This is a genomic window from Paenibacillus sp. FSL L8-0494 (genome assembly GCF_038003695.1).
Classification (GTDB): Bacteria; Bacillota; Bacilli; order Paenibacillales; family Paenibacillaceae; genus Paenibacillus_AQ; species Paenibacillus_AQ odorifer.
Genome location: NZ_JBBOPQ010000001.1, coordinates 5441832 through 5461625, shown reverse-complemented (window position 1 = coordinate 5461625; position 19794 = coordinate 5441832). Strand labels below are relative to the sequence as shown.

At 45.7% G+C, this 19794-nt stretch carries 18 protein-coding genes; 15 read left to right on the top strand and 3 right to left on the bottom strand.

Going from position 1 to position 19794, the window contains the following annotated elements; translation table 11 throughout:
• Positions 1 to 83 precede the first annotated feature (83 nt).
• The 11 genes from NYE35_RS24760 to yajC all read left to right on the top strand — a co-directional run bounded on the left by NYE35_RS24760 (position 84) and on the right by yajC (position 12952).
• Positions 84 to 1058: an ornithine cyclodeaminase family protein gene (locus NYE35_RS24760; protein ID WP_076317336.1), complete on the top strand. Its 975-nt coding sequence runs from the start codon at positions 84 to 86 to the stop codon at positions 1056 to 1058.
• 14 nt (positions 1059 to 1072) lie between these two features.
• Positions 1073 to 2233 (top strand): dipeptidase, encoded by a 1161-nt coding sequence (locus NYE35_RS24755; protein WP_051491515.1) that lies wholly within the window; start codon positions 1073 to 1075, stop codon positions 2231 to 2233.
• Between the two features lie 11 nt (positions 2234 to 2244).
• A complete protein-coding gene (locus NYE35_RS24750) occupies positions 2245 to 4371 on the top strand; it encodes a CocE/NonD family hydrolase (RefSeq protein ID WP_341122180.1) in 2127 nt (708 codons plus the stop codon).
• A 750-nt stretch (positions 4372 to 5121) separates the two neighbouring features.
• Positions 5122 to 5847, top strand: a complete 726-nt coding sequence (locus NYE35_RS24745) for a BofC C-terminal domain-containing protein (protein WP_036677682.1) — start codon at positions 5122 to 5124, stop codon at positions 5845 to 5847.
• A 244-nt stretch (positions 5848 to 6091) separates the two neighbouring features.
• A complete protein-coding gene (gene ruvC, locus NYE35_RS24740) occupies positions 6092 to 6595 on the top strand; it encodes a crossover junction endodeoxyribonuclease RuvC (protein WP_036677679.1) in 504 nt (167 codons plus the stop codon).
• The gene (gene ruvA / locus NYE35_RS24735) at positions 6592 to 7209 is read left to right on the top strand and encodes a Holliday junction branch migration protein RuvA (protein WP_036677675.1); all 618 of its coding nucleotides are present in this window, start codon (positions 6592 to 6594) and stop codon (positions 7207 to 7209) included. Before ruvC ends, ruvA begins: the two co-directional genes overlap by 4 nt.
• Positions 7210 to 7245: 36 nt before the next feature.
• Positions 7246 to 8253: a Holliday junction branch migration DNA helicase RuvB gene (gene ruvB, locus NYE35_RS24730; RefSeq protein ID WP_036677672.1), complete on the top strand. Its 1008-nt coding sequence runs from the start codon at positions 7246 to 7248 to the stop codon at positions 8251 to 8253.
• Between the two features lie 32 nt (positions 8254 to 8285).
• The gene (locus tag NYE35_RS24725; RefSeq protein WP_341122179.1) at positions 8286 to 10385 is read left to right on the top strand and encodes a SpoIID/LytB domain-containing protein; all 2100 of its coding nucleotides are present in this window, start codon (positions 8286 to 8288) and stop codon (positions 10383 to 10385) included.
• Between the two features lie 9 nt (positions 10386 to 10394).
• Positions 10395 to 11423, top strand: coding sequence for a tRNA preQ1(34) S-adenosylmethionine ribosyltransferase-isomerase QueA (gene queA, locus NYE35_RS24720; RefSeq protein WP_038573001.1), 1029 nt, complete (start codon positions 10395 to 10397; stop codon positions 11421 to 11423).
• Positions 11424 to 11444: 21 nt separating this feature from the next.
• Positions 11445 to 12581 carry a tRNA guanosine(34) transglycosylase Tgt gene (gene tgt, locus NYE35_RS24715; protein ID WP_036677666.1) on the top strand — a complete coding sequence of 379 codons (1137 nt, stop codon included), beginning with the start codon at positions 11445 to 11447 and terminating at the stop codon, positions 12579 to 12581.
• A gap of 50 nt (positions 12582 to 12631) precedes the next feature.
• Positions 12632 to 12952 (top strand): preprotein translocase subunit YajC, encoded by a 321-nt coding sequence (gene yajC / locus NYE35_RS24710; RefSeq protein WP_036677664.1) that lies wholly within the window; start codon positions 12632 to 12634, stop codon positions 12950 to 12952.
• A 95-nt stretch (positions 12953 to 13047) separates the two neighbouring features.
• On the opposite strand, the gene NYE35_RS24705 is transcribed toward yajC, so the two are convergent.
• Both NYE35_RS24705 and NYE35_RS24700 read right to left on the bottom strand, forming a co-directional pair.
• A complete protein-coding gene (locus NYE35_RS24705) occupies positions 13048 to 13887 on the bottom strand; it encodes a phosphatase PAP2 family protein (RefSeq protein ID WP_254924631.1) in 840 nt (279 codons plus the stop codon).
• A gap of 94 nt (positions 13888 to 13981) precedes the next feature.
• Positions 13982 to 14374, bottom strand: coding sequence for a TIGR04086 family membrane protein (locus NYE35_RS24700; RefSeq protein WP_036677660.1), 393 nt, complete (start codon positions 14372 to 14374; stop codon positions 13982 to 13984).
• A 226-nt stretch (positions 14375 to 14600) separates the two neighbouring features.
• On the opposite strand from NYE35_RS24700, the gene NYE35_RS24695 reads away from it, so the two are divergent.
• Entirely contained in the window at positions 14601 to 15365 is a 765-nt protein-coding gene (locus NYE35_RS24695) for a DUF421 domain-containing protein (RefSeq protein WP_036677658.1), read from the top strand.
• A 4-nt stretch (positions 15366 to 15369) separates the two neighbouring features.
• Here NYE35_RS24695 and spoVB read toward each other — a convergent pair whose 3' ends face one another.
• A complete protein-coding gene (gene spoVB, locus NYE35_RS24690) occupies positions 15370 to 16968 on the bottom strand; it encodes a stage V sporulation protein B (protein ID WP_341122178.1) in 1599 nt (532 codons plus the stop codon).
• A 196-nt stretch (positions 16969 to 17164) separates the two neighbouring features.
• Here spoVB and NYE35_RS24685 point away from each other — a divergent pair, with 196 nt between their 5' ends.
• The 3 genes from NYE35_RS24685 to secF all read left to right on the top strand — a co-directional run bounded on the left by NYE35_RS24685 (position 17165) and on the right by secF (position 19780).
• Positions 17165 to 17416: a post-transcriptional regulator gene (locus NYE35_RS24685; protein ID WP_036677655.1), complete on the top strand. Its 252-nt coding sequence runs from the start codon at positions 17165 to 17167 to the stop codon at positions 17414 to 17416.
• Positions 17417 to 17637: 221 nt separating this feature from the next.
• On the top strand, positions 17638 to 18888 hold the full coding sequence (secD, locus tag NYE35_RS24680) for a protein translocase subunit SecD (protein ID WP_036677653.1): 1251 nt from the start codon (positions 17638 to 17640) through the stop codon (positions 18886 to 18888).
• Positions 18878 to 19780 carry a protein translocase subunit SecF gene (gene secF / locus NYE35_RS24675; protein ID WP_052097271.1) on the top strand — a complete coding sequence of 301 codons (903 nt, stop codon included), beginning with the start codon at positions 18878 to 18880 and terminating at the stop codon, positions 19778 to 19780. The genes secD and secF overlap by 11 nt, the downstream gene beginning before the upstream one ends.
• The last annotated feature ends 14 nt before the right edge of the window (positions 19781 to 19794 follow it).

Sequence of the window (19794 nt, the reverse complement as noted above, 5' to 3'; positions counted from 1 at the left end):
ATTTAAACCGGATAAGTTATGATAGTAAGAAAATTTTATATTCGCGTTCGTGCAATCATGATGAGGAGAAGGAGGTCCGTCTTATGCTAGTCATTAATCAAAATGAAGTGGCTGAACTATTAGCTATGGAATCTTGCATCTCTGTTATGGAGTCTGTTTTGAAGGATCTGTCTGCTGGACAAGCCGTGCAAAGCTTGAGACAAGTGCTTCCTTTACAAAAGAGCAATCTGCTCGGCTTAATGCCGGGATATTTGCAGCATGAAGAGGTAGCTGGTGCCAAAATCATCAGTGTATTTCCCAGCAATCACGGTTCAGGCCTGCCTTCTCATCAAGGTCTTGTTACTCTATTCGATTCATCTACGGGTGTTCTGAAAGCTATAGTGGATGGACAAAAGATTACAGCCATTCGTACGGCGGCAGTCAGTGCAGCAGCAACCCGATATCTGGCCAGAGAGGATGCCGAAATCCTTGCTCTTCTTGGAACTGGGGAACAAGCAAAAAGTCATCTGGAAGCGATGTTGCGGGTTCGACCCATCCGTGAGGTAAAAGTATGGAGCAGAACACTCGCAAAGGCGCAGGATTTCCAAACGGAGATGAGCCAAAAATATAATGTACAGATCATTGTTGCTGAGACAGTTCAAGCGGCAGTCAGCGCAGCGGATATCATTTGTACCGTGACAGCATCCACCGAACCTGTGCTCAAGGGAGAATGGCTGAAACCGGGTGTACATATCAATGCAGTCGGCGCATGTAGACCCAATGATCGTGAGCTGGATTCGGAGACCGTCCAATTAGCTAAGTTATATGTAGATCGGCTGGAATCCGCTCAGAATGAATCTGGGGATTATTTAATCCCGCTGAACGAAGGCAAAATCACAGCAGATCATATTGTCGGGGAGATTGGTGAGCTGATCAGTGGCACTATCGAGGGCAGAAGGTCCGCGGCTGACATTACTCTTTTTAAAGGATTAGGGCTGGCCATAGAGGATTTAGCAGCAGCTAATTTTATATATAATGAAGCTGTTAGATTACATAAAGGCACTGAAATTGCATTCTAAGGAGCGACTACACGATGAGCACTTATGAAGGTCTGTATGATTTCAAGTTGACGGAGCAAGAGGAGGAGCGGGCTAAACGCTTGCATGAGCAGAACATTATTATCGATTTGCTGTTTCAAGGCCCCTTATCTCCAAGCGCGATTCCAGACTCTATCTCTGACAGAATCAAAGAATTATGTGAGCCTTATAAAGATGAGCCAATGGTATACAGCAGTATGCCTGCAAAAATCATCACAAAGCTATCTGCGAGCGGAGAGATTCCCGAGTATAAGGAAGAATGGTACAAGTCCGGAGTTACAGCAGGGAACCGTGAACTTCATTTAGAATCCTTGGACAGCATCATTACAAGCATGGCAGAGGTGCAGCTGCAATTCGATTCCGCAGATTGGTTAATCAAAGCCTTAACTGCCGAAGACATACGTGCTGCCAAGCGTAATGGTCATAAAGCGGGCATTATCACAGCACAAGAAACGGATGGTCTGGGCACGAATCTCGATCAAGTAGATGTACTTTATAACTTCGGTTTAAGAATTCTACAATTGACCTACAACAATCAGAACCAGATTGGGGCGGGCTGCGCAGAACAATCGAACGCCGGTGTCACTAATTTTGGAAAAAGATTCATTGCGCGCTTGAACAAGCTGGGGATCATTGTAGATACGGGGCATTGCGGGAAACAGACTACATTAGATGCCTGCGCTTATTCCACAACTCCGGTGATTGCTTCACATACGGGTGTAGAGGCGATCTATCCGCATATGCGCTGTAAAAGTGATGAGGAGATTATCGCGATAGCCAAGACGGGTGGAGTTATTGGTATTTTTGCTATGCCTTGGTTTGTTCATGAAGATCCTAAACATACAACTATTGACCATGTGCTGGATCATATCGAATATGTAATCCGGCTTGTAGGCGTGGATCATGTCGGAATTGGAACGGATTGGCCGATGAGCGATGTGCTCTGGTCATTGGTTTATTTTAAAGAACATATCGCACCCAAGCTTGGATTCGCCAAAGGAGACGGACCTTCTACTGAAACCGTTGCTGGACTTGAGAAATATAGTTATTTTATTAACTTTACTAGAGGTTTGGTTGCCCGCGGTTATGCGGATGCAGATATTGCTAAGATCATGGGCGGCAACTGGCTGCGCGTATTTGAAGAAATTTGCGGATAGGGGATAAACAGATGACAACCTACTTACACACAACTACATTTAACGTCTACTTTTCTGGTGTTTATACTGGCAAAATTCATTTTACAGAGCAACAGATCATGCTCGCTAAGGTCGATCCGCGCAGAAGAACGCAAATGCAGGACAATGTGCTGGATGGACAGTTCAAGACCGTACTCCCGCTTCAAAAAATCCACAAACATTTGGATGCTTACGCTAAAGCAGAATGGGCAGAAGACGAGATAGTGCTGAGTAATGGCGATATCTATCAAAAGCATATCCAGTATCAGGCGCAGATTGAAGGCCGCGAACTGACCTCACAAGTATGGGCGCTGCGCAAAGAGACGGCTCTGGACATTGTGACTTTGGATGGGGAGATTATCGCTTTTCTTACACCGAATCGGTATGGTATTGAGCTTATGGTTAAAGCGGGTTATGAGAAGCTGACTCCGTTAGTGGTCTACGATGATCCTCTTCTATCTAAGGCAGAATATGGTGTAAACGATCTGGGCACTGATCTGATTCCGATGCGTGATGGAGTGAGGCTGGCGACAGATGTTTTTTTACCAGAGGGCATTAAGCCGGGAACCAAGCTGCCAACAATTCTCGTAAGAACATGTTATGACCGCAACGGAAAAAAAGAGATTTTTATGAGATGGGCCAATAAAGGTTATGCAGTAGTATCGCAGGATGTTAGGGGGCGGGCGGATTCGGAAGGAGAACTGATTCCTTTTTATAATGAACGGGATGACGGCTATGATACGATTGATTGGATTATTGCTCAGGAATGGTCGGATGGCAACGTCGGCATGTGGGGCGCATCCTATCTAGGTTTTGTTGTTGTGGCGGCGGCCACCAGTGGGCACCCGAATCTGAAGGCGGTTGTGGATGAAGTGAATGTAGGCTCTCCATTTGTTGATACCGTTCGCAAAGGGGGAACTCTTTGTTCTTGGCCGTTGCTCTCTTGGACTCTTGCTCAATCTGTGGGTACTCGGACGGATTTTGATATCTTTGGAGGCATTACGGTGAATCCGGAAGCAGCCGTTGATGCAAGACCGATTAAAGAGATCCCTCAGCAAATGATTGGCAAAACATCAGGTCCATGGGATCTGTGGAGCCAGCATCCCGAGTATGATGATTTCTGGAAAAACTGTACTTTTACCGAGCGCGGTGATCAGGTGCAGGTGCCTATGTATGTTATCTCAGGCTGGTATGACGGCGACAGCGCCGGCGTATCGGAAACATGGAGAATGCTGACAGAACATGATGTGCCTAATCGCAAAATCCGTCTGGGCGCTTGGGAGCACGGGCCGAACAGAGCCAGAGACTATGAAGGTGTGAGCTTCGGCAATGATGCCGTAGTCTATGATTACGATGTTTCTGTGCTGCGCTGGTTCGACCGCTTCCTCAAAGGCATTCCAAATGGAATAGATCAGGAGCCTAGAGCCTCTTATTATGTTGTTGGTGAAAATCAGTGGAGAACGTCCGCGGATTGGACACCTGCCGAAGCCACAGTTTCTTCCTTCTACCTTTCCAGCGGTGGGCGAGCGAATTCAGGACATGGGGATGGGCAACTGCTCGCAGCGCCTGAGGAACATTCTCCTGAAGATACTTATGTCTATAATCCTCATGATCCTATGAATGATAGCGGTGAACGAGAGCCTGAAAATTTGCGGAAATACGAGCTGCGCAATGATATCCTTGTCTACACTAGTGATATTCTGACGGAAGAGCTGACTGTGGCCGGAGAATTGTCTGCGGTTATCTATGCTACCAGTACTGGCAAGGATACGGATTGGGTAGTTACGCTTAGTGATGTGAATGGACAAGGGGACTCCATCCGGTTATCGAATTATATTGTCAGAGCTAAATACCGTCATGGATTGGAAGCACCTGAGCTGCTGATTCCTGGGCAGGTGGAGAAATATGATATTTTCATGCCGAATATAGCCCATAGATTTGCTGTTGGACACCGAATTCGGTTCTCGGTTACTTCGTCCAGCAAATTCGTTGCTTTCCCTAATACAAATACAGGTAATAATCCATATGAAGATTCAGAAGCGATTACTGTGCTGCAGACCGTTTACCATAATCGTGAGTATCCGAGCCATGTGAAGCTGCCGGTGGTTCCTAACGCTTAAATATGACTTTAATACGAAGAAGATGCTGAACAAAGGTAAAAGAAATTACCACTTGAAGCTGAGGCAGCATTTGATGACCAATGATGCTTCAAGTGGCTTAACGAGTGAGCACCGAGTGAGGCCTAGGTAAAATAATAAGTGAAGAACGAACTTATGCTTCAATTGAAGCGAAAAGTAAAACACTTATAGAGCGATTAGGGAATTTCTCCCTGAAATTCTTAGGATTCTGGTCGTCAGACATATAATGGGGGAAAAACTCCCTAATTATATGTCTGATTCCCGGGAATTAAGGAAAACAGCTTATTTATTAGGGAGTAATTCCCTGATTTCATTCATTTAGAGCGAATTTATGCTATTTTCAGGGAGTTTTTCCCTAATTAGTTTTAGATCCACTCCGCACAACGCGCAAACGTAGAACGCATCCCCCCATCACGCAAACGCAGAACGCCTACATCGCTACCATCCCAAACGCCCAATTCAATGGCATAGCACACTAAGAACTAAATAGTCTATTGGCAAAGCAAAAGCTTTGGTGGAAAAAATGGTCGATCGTCATGAAATAGGTATCACCTAAGGCCGGTATGTGAAACCTCTCCCCAGAATCGCCCTTCCAGACTTATACCATAAACCTTGAACCATACTGTAAGGTCAACCTTGTATTTTTGGAGAAATGTCGATTATTCACAGAAAAGCGCATAAATGCTCCCTTCTTAGGTCACAATAGGGAAAAACCAGAATGAAGGGATTAACGTGAACGCGTTTCGCTTAAAAAAACAACTTTGGCGGCGATGGAGACGTTGGAAAAAGGCGCTTTGGGTAGGAGCTGCTTGTATAGCTTTTACTGTACTGGCTTGGCGCAGTATGCAGGTACCTGAGGAAATCAGTGGACTGCTGACGAATTCTAGCTGGGCGGATAGTGCCGATAGTGAGTTAGCCGCAGCTGTCTTTAAAGTAGGCGAGGACAGTGATGAGGCAAAAGAGAAGGGCACTTTAAATAACGAACAACTGCTGCAAACCATCTCCCAAAGTGGGCTCAGCAGAACCGTTCATTTAAAAACAACCTATGTGTCCGGAGAAGAGATTCAGACGTTGCCAGGCGTAAAGAACCCGCTTCAGCTGAAGACTATAATCAATGAACACCCTGAATGGAGCGGTTGGATTAGTTCAGAAGGGGATTTGTGGCTGGAACAAAAAGTGAATGATTTATCGACAATGATAAAAAAAGAAGCCTATATTGGTGTAGATGCGTTTGGGAATTTGACCTTGTTTAAAGGTCCGCCAGTTCAGGAAAAGGTACTGAAGACTTTTTTTCAAATGGATATGGGTTCCCTGAAATCCTCATTGCCGGAAAATATTTGGAAAGAGCTTCACGAGGGGATTCGTGTTCAGGATATTGAAGAGTACAACAGTGTGCTGTCTACCTTCAGTGATTATGCCCGCGAAGCTGCTGAGCATGTCATGCAGAACAAGCAATAGATTTGATAAGCTGTCCAAAAGTCATTATTAATGGCTGAGGGCAGCTTTTTTGTGTGAAATGAAACGGGGAAGAGTCTAAGCTGTAGGCCTAAAGTTGCCATTTCGCTGCAAACGGTAAACTTTTTTTCTCCCGCAAGGGGGATTTTTGCTATAATGGTTAGAAGGAATACATATGTTCGCTTCATGGCGGAGGAATGGATGAAAACGGTGGAATAATCTGCCTGTTATAGAGGAGAGATCATGTTTGCGTATTTTGGGAATTGATCCGGGGCTGGCGATCGTCGGCTTTGGCTTTGTAGATAAGGAAGGACATAAACTGACCCCCGTCCAATATGGTTGTATTCAGACTGAGGCTCATACGCCTGAGGAAGAACGACTGCTGCATGTCTATGAAGGCATGGGTCAGCTCATTGATAAATATAAACCCGATGCTGTGGCGATAGAAAAGCTGTTTTTCGCTCGCAACGTTACTACAGCATTGCCAGTGGCGCAGGCCCGCGGTGTGACTATATTAGCTGCAGTACAGCGGGGTCTCCCCGTCTCGGAATATACACCTATGATGGTAAAGCAGGCTGTTGTGGGTTATGGTAAGGCTGAGAAACGGCAGGTCCAGGAAATGGTGAAGCTGCTGCTGAAGCTATCGGCGATTCCGAAACCCGATGATGTGGCGGATGCGCTGGCGGTAGCGGTATGTCATGCCCATTCGAGCAGTCTTAATTCTAAATTAAATGAGGTATTGCGAAAATGATAGATTTCTTAAGAGGACCCGTTGTTCATTTGGAGTCGGAATATGTGGTGCTGGATGTGCAGGGAGTAGGATACCGGGTATTCTGCCCGAATCCTTATGCTTTTGCCAAAGTAGAAGGACCTGTAACGATCTATATTCATTACCAAACACGTGAGGACGCTACGCTATTATTTGGGTTCCCGACTCGTGAGGAACAAAAATTGTTCCGCAAGCTGATAGAGGTATCTGGCATCGGTCCTAGGGTTGCGCTTGGAATCCTGACAGGTGGAACACCGGATCAGTTGATTTCAGCGATTTATCAAGAGAATATAACGTTCTTAACGAAATTGCCGGGCATTGGCAAAAAGACAGCACAGCGTATGATCCTTGATTTGAAGGACAAGCTGGACGGACTCAGTATGGCTTCAATGCAAACGGGATTGTTTGCAGTGCCAACGGAAGAGGCAACGGACGGATTGGCCTGGCAAGAGGCGCGGGATGCGCTTAAGGGGCTGGGTTATACCGAAAGCGAATTGGACCGCGTGTGGCTCGCTTTGAAGAAAGAGGGAGCAGAAACAGGAACTGTAGATGTGCTGATGAAGAAAGCACTAGGGCTGCTATATATAGCTAAGTAAAGCCGTACACATCCTAAAGAAAGGGAGCGATAGGAAATGGATGACCGGATTATATCCGCGAATTTGATGATGGATGAGCAGGCGGTAGAACTAAGCTTGCGCCCTCGTTATCTGGGAGAATATATCGGCCAGACTCAGGTGAAAGAAAACCTGAAAGTATATATAGAAGCGGCCAAAATGAGAAGCGAAGCGCTGGATCATGTGCTGCTGTACGGACCTCCGGGTCTCGGCAAAACAACGCTCGCTAATATTATCGCCAATGAGCTGGGTGTGAACCTGCGAACAACTTCCGGCCCTGCGATAGAGCGTCCAGGCGACCTTGCCGCTTTGCTGACGAATCTGCAGGAAGGAGACGTGCTTTTCATCGATGAGATTCACCGTTTGCACCGCACGGTCGAGGAGGTTATGTATCCTGCGATGGAGGATTTCGCGCTGGATATCATGATCGGCAAAGGACCAAGTGCCCGTTCGGTACGATTGGATTTGCCACCGTTCACACTGATAGGTGCCACAACCCGGGCAGGACTATTGTCTGCGCCACTGCGTGATCGTTTCGGAGTGGTCAGTCGCCTGGAATTCTATAACATAGATGAGCTGAGTTACATTGTATCTCGAAATGCGGATCTTCTAGGCATTGAGATTGTTGGCGATGCAGCAGAAGAGATTGCACTTCGTTCGCGGGGAACGCCGCGGATTGCCAACCGCTTATTGAAGCGGGTCCGTGATTTTGCTCAAGTGCGCGGAGATGGAATTATAACTCCTGAAATTTCTGGGGAAGCATTGAAGATGCTTCAGGTGGACCCGCGTGGGCTGGACAGTATTGACCACAAGATGTTAAGTGCTATGATTTCAAGCTTTCGCGGCGGTCCTGTAGGACTGGATACAATTGCAGCTACGATTGGTGAGGAAAGTCAGACGATTGAGGACGTATATGAGCCGTACCTGCTGCAGATAGGTTTCTTGCAGCGGAGTCCGCGTGGAAGAATTGTAACCCCGGCCGCTTATCATCATTTAGGGCTTCCGCTCCCTCCGGAGCAGCACTAGTTCGTCACTACAATTATAAAGGAGGATGCTGGATGAAGCATACGAAGAGGAAATGGAGAGGGGTCGCCCCGCTAAGCAAAGGATTGCTTGCGGCTGCGCTTGCTGTAGGAAGTTTCCTGATCCCTGCGGGTGCCAGTCATGCCGATTCTAATAGCACGATACGAGTTGCTCTTTATGCTGATATTGGAAGTAAATATAAATCCACTGTGCCAGCAGTAACACTGCAATCAACGCAAAGCTTTACTTTGCTGTCGGATCAAGCAGGAAGTGCTCCTTTGGTATCTGTCCCAGGACAGAAGCAAATTCGTATAAGTCTGGACGGATATAGAGTTAAGGTGATGGAGGCTTCAAGCTGGCAGACAGCAGCGGATGCAGCTAAAAAGCTCCAATCCACCTCCGATAAACCGCAGATTTTTGCAATCTCCAGAAATGGAGCGACTGTGTATCAGTTGTACACGGGCGTCTATGCTAGTGAAGCAACTGCCAAGGATGGGCTTACCCGTGTAGTCAAAGCAGGGCTGAGCATTCCTGCTGACCAAACCCCAGCGGTGAAAGGCAATAAACATTTATCAGCTGGCCGCTATTCTTCGGAGCAGGAAGCAGATGTGGCGCTTAATAGCCTCACTGCAGCTGGTTTAGATGCTTGGAAGGTGTTTCTGGCAGGAAACGACGGCAGTGCACAATTAGAGGTATGGGTAGGCGAAGCTGCCAACGATAGTGATTTAACAGCTGTTCAGGCCGCTGTGTCTACTGCTGCACCACAATTTACGGTTTCTGTGGCCACCTCGCCCGGATTAATACTGCGTAAGGATGCCGGGCTGGATTTTAGCAGTGAAACTCAAGCCGATCATTATCTGGTTTCTGGAAGCAATGCTAAATTTCTTGCGGCAGGCAGCGAGGTTGGGATTCAGTTAGTGGAAAGATCCAAGCGTACATATCGCGGAAATTTGGAACTGAGCAATTTGAGCGGATCGCTGGCTGTAATTAATGTAGTGCCGCTGGAGCAATACTTGTATGCCGTAGTGGGAGGAGAGGTTTCCTCCAGCTGGCCGGAAGAAGCGCTAAAAGCTCAGGCTGTCGCCGCCCGCAGCTATGCGCTGTCGCAAGGCAACCGTTTTGATGTAGCGAATGTAGTAGATACTACTCTTAGTCAGGTATATAACGGAATCGGGTCTGAAGCTCCCTCCATTATCAAAGCTGTAGATACTACTGCTGGTGAAGTGCTGATGAGCGGTGGTAAAGTTGTAGAGGCTGTATTTTCTTCCAATAGTGGTGGTGTGACAGCTGACCCTTCAGAGGTTTGGGCGAATGGTGGCGATGTATTTGCTAGTGTTCCAAGCGTTGAAGATGTTTCGGCTGCTGCTGCTAAGAAGTGGTATTATGTTCTGCTTGCGAATGGTACCTCTGGTTATGCACGTGAAGATAATATTAAATTAACGGGCAGCAAAACTGCTGCCGGACTCGATATAGTTACCGCTACAACCAAAGATGTGAATATACGTCCTCTGCCAGTTATTGAGAGCAGTGTTAGTGCAGTCGGAAAGCTGAATCCGGGTGAGAACGCTGTGGCTCTGGATAAAGTATATGAGTCTGGCAGCTATAGCTGGATCAAAGGGCCGTATACCTCTGCTGAACTTCTAAAAAGCTTGCAGGGTAAAACAACAAGCACGCTCCCTTCCAGCATCTCTAACCTGCAAGTTACTCAGCGCGGTCCTTCTGGAAGAGCGATTCAGGTGAAAGCTAATGGTCAGGCTCTGAATGTGAAATATCCTGATATGTTCCGCTCCGCGTTTAATGGATTACCTAGTACTTTGTTTGATATTGTGGCACCCGGAAGTTATACTGTATTAGGCGCTGACGGCGCTACCGCCACAATTAGCAGCTCGCAGAGTGCTGGTGTGCTTTCCGCATCGGGGAAGGTTAATGTAAATGGCAGTGGAACTGTAGTGATGGGTGGAGATTCTGCAGCCAGAGTGATCACTAACAGCTCGGGCTTTCTGTTCATTGGACAAGGCAACGGCCATGGTCTAGGCATGTCGCAGTGGGGCGTGAAAGGCATGGCGGACAGCGGGTATGATTACAAGCAAATATTGCAACACTATTATAAGAACGTTACTATAGTTAAGGAATGAAGACAGACCATGAATGTAGATGCTTATGATTTTCATTTGCCGGAAGAATTGATTGCCCAGACACCTCTCGCTGATCGCAGTGCTTCTAGACTGCTTTTAGTGAATAAGGAGGATGGAGAGCTGGCTCACCGGCATTTTACCGATATTATTGATTATTTTAATCCCGGAGACACGCTTGTTCTAAATGATACGAGAGTCATTCCAGCGAGATTGTTTGGAGTGAAAGAAGATACTGGTGCTAAGGCGGAAGTGCTCCTCCTGAAGAATCTTGGGGATGATCGCTGGGAAGCACTTGTAAAGCCAGGGAAAAAGCTCAAGACAGGCGCGGTGATCATCTTTAGCGATGAGCTTCGTGCCGTTATCGAGGACGAAGCTGATATGGGCGGCCGTACGCTTCGTTTCATATATCAGGGTATTTTTCAGGAGATTCTGGACAGGCTGGGAACGATGCCGTTGCCACCTTATATTAAGGAAACACTGGATGATCGTGAACGATATCAGACTGTGTATGCTCGGCATGAGGGATCGGCCGCTGCGCCTACCGCAGGGCTTCATTTTACCCAAGAATTGCTGGAACAGATTGAGGCTAAGGGTGTAAATATCGCTTATATCACCCTTCATGTAGGTCTCGGTACTTTTCGTCCGATGTCTGTAGAGAAGGTTGAAGAGCATGTTATGCATTCTGAGTACTTCGTAATGTCTCAAGAGACGGCAGATACCATAAATGCTACTAAGGCACGAGGTGGCCGTATTATTGCAGTTGGCACAACGTCTTGTCGGACACTTGAAACGGTCGGAAGACAATGTGAAGGTGGGCCGCTTGTGGAATGCAGTGGCTGGACGGATATTTTTATCTATCCAGGGTATAAGTTCAGTGTAGTAAATGCGCTAATTACCAATTTCCACCTGCCAAAGTCTACTTTGGTTATGTTGGTTAGCGCATTGGCAGGTCGGGAACATATTCTAGCTGCTTATGAAGAAGCGATAGAGCAGAAGTACCGATTCTTTAGCTTTGGAGATGCAATGTTTATTTATTAAGGTAAGAGGATGGGTTAACTTATGGCAGCAATTACTTATGAGCACATCAAAACGTGCAAACAATCCGGAGCCAGACTTGGAAGAGTCCACACTCCACATGGTGTGATTGAGACACCAGCATTTATGCCAGTCGGCACACAAGCTACAGTCAAGACTATGAGTCCTGAAGAGCTGAAAGAGATGGATGCCCATATTATTTTGAGCAATACTTACCATCTGTTTCTAAGACCAGGCCATGATATTGTTCGTGAAGCTGGTGGACTGCACAAGTTCATGAACTGGGATCGTCCGATTCTGACAGACAGCGGCGGGTTTCAAGTATTCTCGTTAAGCGACATGCGCAAGATTACGGAAGAAGGAGTTCATTTCCGTTCCCATCTAAATGGGGATAAGAAATTCCTGTCTCCGGAAGTAGCGATGGAGGTTCAGAACTCCCTGGGTTCAGATATAATGATGGCATTTGATGAATGTCCTCCATTCCCGGCTGAGTATGATTATGTGAAAAAATCACTGGAGCGCACCACGCGCTGGGCAGAACGTTGCCTGAAAAGTCATGCTCGTCCTAACGATCAGGGTCTTTTTGCTATCGTGCAAGGGGGCATGTATGAAGATCTGCGCCGTCAGAGCGCGGCTGATTTGACTTCCATGGATTTCCCGGGGTATGCTATTGGGGGGCTCAGCGTCGGAGAGTCCAAGCAGCTAATGTATGAAGTACTGGATTATACAGTTCCCCTGCTGCCACAAGGCAAACCTCGCTATTTGATGGGCGTGGGTTCACCGGATGCGCTGCTGGAAGGATCAATCCGAGGAGTGGACATGTTCGACTGTGTCTTGCCTACTCGTATTGCCCGTAATGGAACAACGATGACCAGTCAGGGAAGACTCGTTGTACGCAACGCTAAGTATGCCCGTGATTTTGGGCCGCTTGATCCGGAGTGCAATTGCTATACATGCCGGAATTATTCCCGCGCTTATTTGCGCCATCTAATCAAAGCCGATGAAACCTTCGGACTTAGATTGACGACATACCACAATTTGCACTTCTTGTTGGATTTAATGCGTAAAGTGCGTGAAGCCATCAAGGAAGATCGGCTGCTTGATTTTCGCGATGAGTTTTTTGCCAAATACGGATTATATGATAATCTTAAAGGCTTTTAGGGTTTGATTTATGAGTTATGCTTTAATGTACTTTGAAAGGGGGGAGAAATATGATTCAATCGTTTCAATATGCAACTGGCGCAGGTGGTGGAGGTAGCATACTAGGCCTGGTAGGTCCCTTTGTCCTTATGTTTGTAGTATTCTACTTCTTGCTGATTCGTCCGCAACAAAAGAAGACCAAAACTCGTAACGCAATGTTGAAAGCTCTGAAAAAGGGCGATAAAATCGTTACTATTGGAGGACTTCACGGTACGATCATGGAGATTTCCGATGATATTGTGGTTCTGCGGGTCAACGATGTAACTAAGCTGACTTTTGATCGCGGTTCCATCAGCCACGCTGTGGCGACGGATGTCGAAGAGAAAGTATAGACTTGTTATTTAAGTACATAAAAAGCGGTGTCTTCTCATTGGAGAGGACACCGCTTTTTTGATCTTTAAGGTTATTACGATTTAGCAGTTTAACTTTAACGTACATTTGTTACGCGGCTCGGAACGGTAAGCGATTCTTCACGTCCCCGCAAAGTTAATTTGGCGAGTTGAACGCCAACTGTAGAGGCTAGCACAGCTAGCAAGGTTCCACCAATCATATCTGTAAGCCAATGAATGCCCAGATAGAAGATTCCAAAGACGATTACAACTGCAGAAATGCTAGTGATGACCATCCAGCGGCGGTTCCCTGAACGGAAGGCCAGAAGTGCCATTGTAACAGATATGGACGTATGTAGACTCGGGAAGCAGTTATTGAGACCGGATAGCGGTCTATATTCCTGTTCGAATTTCGGAAATACATCCAGCATAGTAAATTTGACGCCTGCCGGCAGATAGGACCATACCTCGTTTACCGGGAAGTAAAGATAGAATGGAATCGCCAAGGCATAGTTGATAATAATAGCATAACAGGTTGCGTATAACATCACCCGGTTTTTATCTAACAAATAGACCCCTAATGAAGCTGCTAGAACGGATTGAAGCATGAAAATGTAGAAAAAGACGATGATCGGTGTTAACCATGGACTGTAGAATATATCCTGAACGGCTTGGACAAAATGACCCTCTAGGCCAAATATAAATGGCGTATAATCAGAGGTAAGATGCATTTTTTGTTCAATTTGCAGTTCATATTTATTTATGGCTAATACGCCAAACATTCCTGCAATCAGCAACAAAAACTTATAAGATCGCAGCATCTCTTTCCCAATTTCAACCAATGCCATGATTGGATTACGTTTAGAGCCAATCCATACTAATATCACTACTAATGCAACTGTGTACAAAACAATATGGTTCATTGATTGGTAAAACAAAGCAATCGAAGCCTCCTTGATCTCTTAATGAAGTCAGATGATCACAGTTTAACATATTTTCAAGGAATGTTTCGAATTTAATGGAATTATAATTTTAGCTTTTTTGTAAATTAACGCCAAACATTCCGCCGAGAGCGCCAATTGCTGCAGCTGCGAGAACCCATAGCAGATCTACGCCAGATGGTGCGCTATCCAGTGCCAAAAAACCGATTAACAGAACGATAATCCCATAAAATGCTCCTGTAAGACTTCCTTGATACCAGCCTTTGCTCGTGGCTCTGCGACCGGCGGTTAGTCCTCCGAATGCTGCAGCTATGCCGTGTACAATGTATGTGTACATTGAGAGATCCTGCTCCTTCAGACTGCTGCCCCATAACAAAAGAGAGAGGACAAACGCACCCATCAGCATCCAAAGGAATGATCGACATAGGCCAGATAACACAGGATTGGCTATTCTCCACGAGAACATGCGCCGGATTAAATACATGGTACAACCTCCTAAAGTTTTTTTGAGAAAAAAGAATCAACATAGTTATTATTCATTGTATGGGATGGCTTGCCCCAATAGTACAAGAAAGGGCATTGCAGCCTTTTTACCATTAATTAATATGCCGGCTTCCGAATGTTCCCTGCACAGAGCGGTCAGAATAGGGTTACATTAATCCACCCGAGGAAACAAGTCTGCGGGTGAGAATGGAGGGGAGCGAAGCTATATGTTCCAGCATATCTCTACCCATATTTTCTTGACCGTGCTGATGTATTTCTTCATATTCCTGTGTATGCGCATCATGGGGAAGAGGGAAATAGGTAAGCTGTCTGTATTTGATTTAACGATCTCCATCATGATTGCCGAGATTGCTGTTTTTGTGCTTGAGGATATCAATCGGCCGATCTATGAAGGAGTCGTTCCGATGGCAACATTGGTGTTGATACAGGTAATTGTGGCTCAACTCAGTCTTAAGAGCAGAAAGCTCAGACTTTTAATGGACGGCAAACCGAGCATACTCATTTCTGGAGGCAAGCTGCACCGGGGCGAAATGCGTAGGCAGAGATATAATATTGATGATCTGCTGCAGCAATTGCGTGGACAGAACATCGCCAGTCCTGCTGACGTGGAATTTGCGATCCTGGAGCCTAGTGGACAGCTAACCGTATTCGAGAAAGAGAAGGGGAGTTCATCCTCTAACCAATCAGGCAATAGCAGTGCAGCTGCTGAGCATAAAAAGAGTGACGATAATAAAGGGAACAAGAACCGTAAGATAGAACTGCCGAAGAATAAAATCAGGTATGAAGGACTTCCAATCCCTTTGATTATGGATGGAAAGGTGCAGGATCAGAATTTAGAGATGATTGGAAAAACCAGATTTTGGCTAAGAACTCAAATTCGCCAAAAGGGAGTATCTGATTTCAAAGATGTATTTCTATGCTCCATAGATCATAAGGGCAGAATTTATGTCGACCGTTTGGACAACAGATAACCTTTTAGAACCTGCGTTTGATAAACGGCAGACGGTCCAAATCACGCAGTGAGATAAGGCCAGCTAACAGACTGATTCCAAAATACAGGACCATTCCTATCGCAGAGGCAAATAAAAATTGAATCCATTGTACATCTGCAATGGGAATGGAAGTGTATACATAATGCACGCCCGCTCCCATAATGAGCATTGCACATAAGGTTTTTACGGTTTCGGTTACTCTTAAAGATAATGATATGAGACTGACTACACTGTATCCGTGTAGTAACGTAACCAAAATGCTGTTCACAATAATGGCTATGATAGCGCCGTAAATTCCATATTCAGGTTGGGATGCCAGTATTACAATCAGAATGATTTTGACTACTGCTCCAATCAAGGTGTTGATGAGTGCCCTGCCCGGTCGATCCATAGCTTGCAGCGCAGCTTGTAAGGGAGCTTGAACATAGATGAACAAGGCGAACGGAGCCATAAGCTTCAGCATAGGGGCTGTATCCGCGTTGCCATATAACAAATTGCAAAGCGGGACCGCCAGGATATACATAAGAACAGCAAATGGGGCACCTGTTACCAGCGCAAGCCGCAACGCTTGATGCATACGCTTGTGAATGGTAGGCAAGTCCTTTCTTGCGGCAGCTTCTGATATGGAAGGAACCAGAGATACAGCAAGTGACGAGGTCAGTGCCCCGGGCAGCAGCAATAAGGGAATAACCATCCCTTGTAAAGACCCGTACTGGGCTGTAGCGGCAGCAGTGGCTATACCTGCCAAGGCGAGACTGCGCACTGTAATAATAGATTCCAGCAGATATGAAAAAGAGCCCACAAGCCGACTTGCTGTAACGGGAATAGATATGCCTAATAAGCACCGTAATATGGGGATGTTGGCTTTCACACCATCTGGATCAGATGGGATAACCTCTGACTCAAGAACGGGTTGCTCTGGAGTCGGATTTGTCTGCTTTTTATCTTTTTTAGTAATGACATAATATTGCCACAGAATCGCTAACATTCCGCCAATTTCTCCTACCGTCACACCTAACATCGCTCCAGCCGCCGCCATAGCAATACCCTTGGGAAGCAACAACCAGGAGAACCAGAGCATAAAGAATATTCGAACTAAAGATTCGAAGATGGAGGAGAGCGCCGATGGAATCATGTTTTGCTTTCCTTGGAAATAACCACGGTAGATTGCAGATACGGCGACGATCCCAATCATTGGGATCATGGCAATAAACGTATAATAAACTCTATGGTCTGTTAAGATAACATTAGAGACCCATGAGGCGCTTATCATAGCAACCAATGTAAAGAAGATTGCAAGTCCAACACTAAGGGCAAGTCCAGTACGTAAAATCAGCCGTGATTTTTCTGGCCGATTCTCTCCTTCTGCTTCCGCTACCATCTTGGCTATCGCCAGTGGAATCCCGCCTGTAATCACAGTAACCAGCACGAGAAAAAAAGGATATGCGAGCTGATACAGTCCCACACCTTCTGCTCCGATAATACGTGGTAAAGCAATCCGGGGAATAAATCCAAGCATCCGATTAATGATGCCGGCGGCTAGCAAGATTAAAGTTCCTTGTATAAAGCTCTGTTTCTTCAAAGGTCACGCCTTCTTCCCAAAATGAAATAAAACGCTGGCGAACTTGTCTATTCTTATGGATATGCTATACCCCTATCTCGGCATGCCTTGTTTTAGTAGCTTTAACTTTTTGTGACGGAAGAAGGAAAGCGAAGAACAAGAGTCGAATATCTATGGTGAGCATACGAACATGAGCGATCTTTGGAGGTGTCAACACGTGGAATCGGAACAGTGGAATCATGATCAACATAGTGAAGAAATCGAAGCCATGTGCCGCAGCAAAGCTGAAGAATTCCGGCTCCTCGGCTATGAGTATGTAACCAGCAAGGATATTTGGGATTGCATCAGCCGTAATTATGATAAGGAAGGCTTGCCTCCCCTACATAAGCTGGTAAACGACATTTATTCCTTGAAAGCCAATAGTTACATGAATTATTTGACTATTGCGGCCTATCGGGGGTTGAACTGAACAATAAACCACATATTTCTTTTTGCGAACTGCCTGATAAAGCAGTAAAGTAAGAGAATAATAACTCCACATCTCCTATTAAAACGGATGTCTTGCTGATTTAAGCAGGGGCGGCCGTTTCTTTGTGTGAGTATAGCTCTATCAATGCTGTGAATTGACGGTCATTTCGCGTGTAGCTATAATAGGAATATTGAGTTAATGAAAGGGGAACTAGCTAGAGCATGAAGAGACTAATGGGCTTTTTTATTACCGTGCTCGTTTTGACAGGCGTTATGGCATTTACTACTCCTGGACTGCTGGACAAGGTTAGACTTGGTCTTGACCTGAAAGGCGGATTTGAGATTTTGTATCATGCTGAGCCTATGGAAGCGGGAGCAGCATTGTCCCGAGCTTCTCTGCTGAAGACAGCGGAAAGCTTAGAAAAACGGGCGAATGCGCTCGGAACAAGTGAACCAGAGGTAACTACTGAAGGTACGGACCGTATCCGTTTGAAAATTGCGGGCGTAACGGATGAAGCCGAGGTTCGTAAAAAAATGAAGGAACCTGCAGTTCTGACTTTCCGTAGTGCTGCTGAAGGTGACGCTGAGGGAACTTACAGCAAAATCGAACTGGTAGGTAGTGATTTTGTTGAAGGTGCTGCAGAAGTTGGACGGGATAACCTGAATCAGCCAATCATCAGCATCAAGATTAAGGACAAGGACAAATTTGCAGAGATTACTAAACGTCTCTTAGGAAAGAATCTCGCAATTTACTTGGATGAGAACAAATTATCTGACCCTACGGTACAAGCAGTACTTACCGATGGCAGTGCTTCTATTTCGGGTAACTATACAATTAAGGAAGCACGTGAACTTGCAGACACTATTAACCTAGGTGCATTGCCACTGAAGCTGACGGAGAAATATTCCCAAAGTGTGGGTGCTACCCTGGGTAAGCAATCGCTTGATCAAACGATTCGAGCAGGTCTGCTGGCTTCTGTGATTATCCTTATTTTCATGATCGGAATGTATCGTTTGCCAGGTCTTTTGGCTAGTTTTGCCTTGCTCTTGCATACATGGGCGCTAATTGCGGTCTTCGTCTTCGCAGACTTTACCTTGACGCTGCCTGGTATAGCCGCATTTATTCTGGGTATAGGTATGGCGGTCGATGCCAATATCATTACCAACGAACGGATAAGGGAAGAAATGCGCAGTGGAAAAAGTATACTGTCCTCCGTTAAAGCGGGGAATAAATCCTCTTTCCGGACAGTAATGGACTCCAATGTGACTACTATTATTGTGGCAGCAGTTATGTTTGCCTTCGGTACAGGTGCGGTCAAAGGCTTTGCATTGGTGCTGATTGTAGAAATCGTGCTGAGTATCGCCACGAATCTTTATTTCTCCCACTGGTTGCTTAGCCAGCTTGTCAAAGCGGGTAAGCTGAACAAACCGAAGAGCTTCGGTGTTAAGGAGAGTGAAATCCGTGCGCTTTAAGAAAGAGCTTGATTTCGTACATTTGAGTAAATATTTCTATATTTTCTCTATCGCATTGACAGTAGCAGGATTGATTTTCCTGGCGACATTTGGCCTGAATTACAGCGTTGACTTTAAAGCTGGATCTAATGTGGACATCTCCCTTTCCAAGAATTTGAACTTGGATCAGGTTAAGACTGCAACTAGTGCAATCGATGTCGATCATGAACCAACGATCTCGTTTGGTGATCAGCGTGTGAATATCCGCTATGACGAAGTTCTTGATGAGGCTCAAGATGAAGCCCTAAAAGCTGAAATCCTTAAGCTGGATGACAAAGCATCATTTGAAATTAATACCGTGGACACTGAAATGGCAAAAGAATTGGCACGTAATGCTATTTATGCAGTTCTGATTTCTTGTCTGGGGATTATTATTTATGTAAGTATTCGTTTTGAATGGCGTTTCGCCGTGGCATCGATTGTGGCCTTGCTCCATGATGCCTTTATCGTAGTCGCGCTCTTCTCTATCTTCCGCTTGGAAGTGGATTTGACGTTCATTGTAGCGGTGCTTACGATCATCGGTTATTCCATCAATGATACGATCGTTATCTTTGACCGGATCCGTGAGAATTTACGTTTTGGTAAACAGAAAACTTATGAAGACTTGAAACACCTTGTGAATAAAAGTGTGGCTCAAACGCTCATGCGTTCTCTCTATACCGCATTTACCGTATTTATTGCGGCGTTCTTCCTGTTATTGTTCGGAGGCGAGTCGATTAAGATGTTCTCGCTTGCGATGGTAATCGGCTTGCTCTTCGGAGCTTACTCTTCCATCTTTATTGCAAGTCCACTCTGGTTAGTGCTTAAAAAGCGTGAGAAGGTTAAAGTGAAAAGCAGCCCGAATAAAGGTTAGAAGAAATTAGCATC

Excerpts from the sequence above, each read along its gene's own strand:
- queA (WP_038573001.1), top strand. The coding sequence starts at position 10,395 with ATGAATGTAGATGCTTATGATTTTCATTTGCCGGAAGAATTGATTGCC.
- yajC (WP_036677664.1), top strand. The coding sequence starts at position 12,632 with ATGATTCAATCGTTTCAATATGCAACTGGCGCAGGTGGTGGAGGTAGC.
- secD (WP_036677653.1), top strand. The coding sequence starts at position 17,638 with ATGAAGAGACTAATGGGCTTTTTTATTACCGTGCTCGTTTTGACAGGC.
- NYE35_RS24755 (WP_051491515.1), top strand. The coding sequence starts at position 1,073 with ATGAGCACTTATGAAGGTCTGTATGATTTCAAGTTGACGGAGCAAGAG.
- ruvA (WP_036677675.1), top strand. The coding sequence starts at position 6,592 with ATGATAGATTTCTTAAGAGGACCCGTTGTTCATTTGGAGTCGGAATAT.
- NYE35_RS24750 (WP_341122180.1), top strand. The coding sequence starts at position 2,245 with ATGACAACCTACTTACACACAACTACATTTAACGTCTACTTTTCTGGT.
- NYE35_RS24695 (WP_036677658.1), top strand. The coding sequence starts at position 14,601 with ATGTTCCAGCATATCTCTACCCATATTTTCTTGACCGTGCTGATGTAT.
- NYE35_RS24760 (WP_076317336.1), top strand. The coding sequence starts at position 84 with ATGCTAGTCATTAATCAAAATGAAGTGGCTGAACTATTAGCTATGGAA.
- NYE35_RS24725 (WP_341122179.1), top strand. The coding sequence starts at position 8,286 with ATGAAGCATACGAAGAGGAAATGGAGAGGGGTCGCCCCGCTAAGCAAA.
- ruvB (WP_036677672.1), top strand. The coding sequence starts at position 7,246 with ATGGATGACCGGATTATATCCGCGAATTTGATGATGGATGAGCAGGCG.
- NYE35_RS24700 (WP_036677660.1), bottom strand. The coding sequence starts at position 14,374 with ATGTATTTAATCCGGCGCATGTTCTCGTGGAGAATAGCCAATCCTGTG.
- tgt (WP_036677666.1), top strand. The coding sequence starts at position 11,445 with ATGGCAGCAATTACTTATGAGCACATCAAAACGTGCAAACAATCCGGA.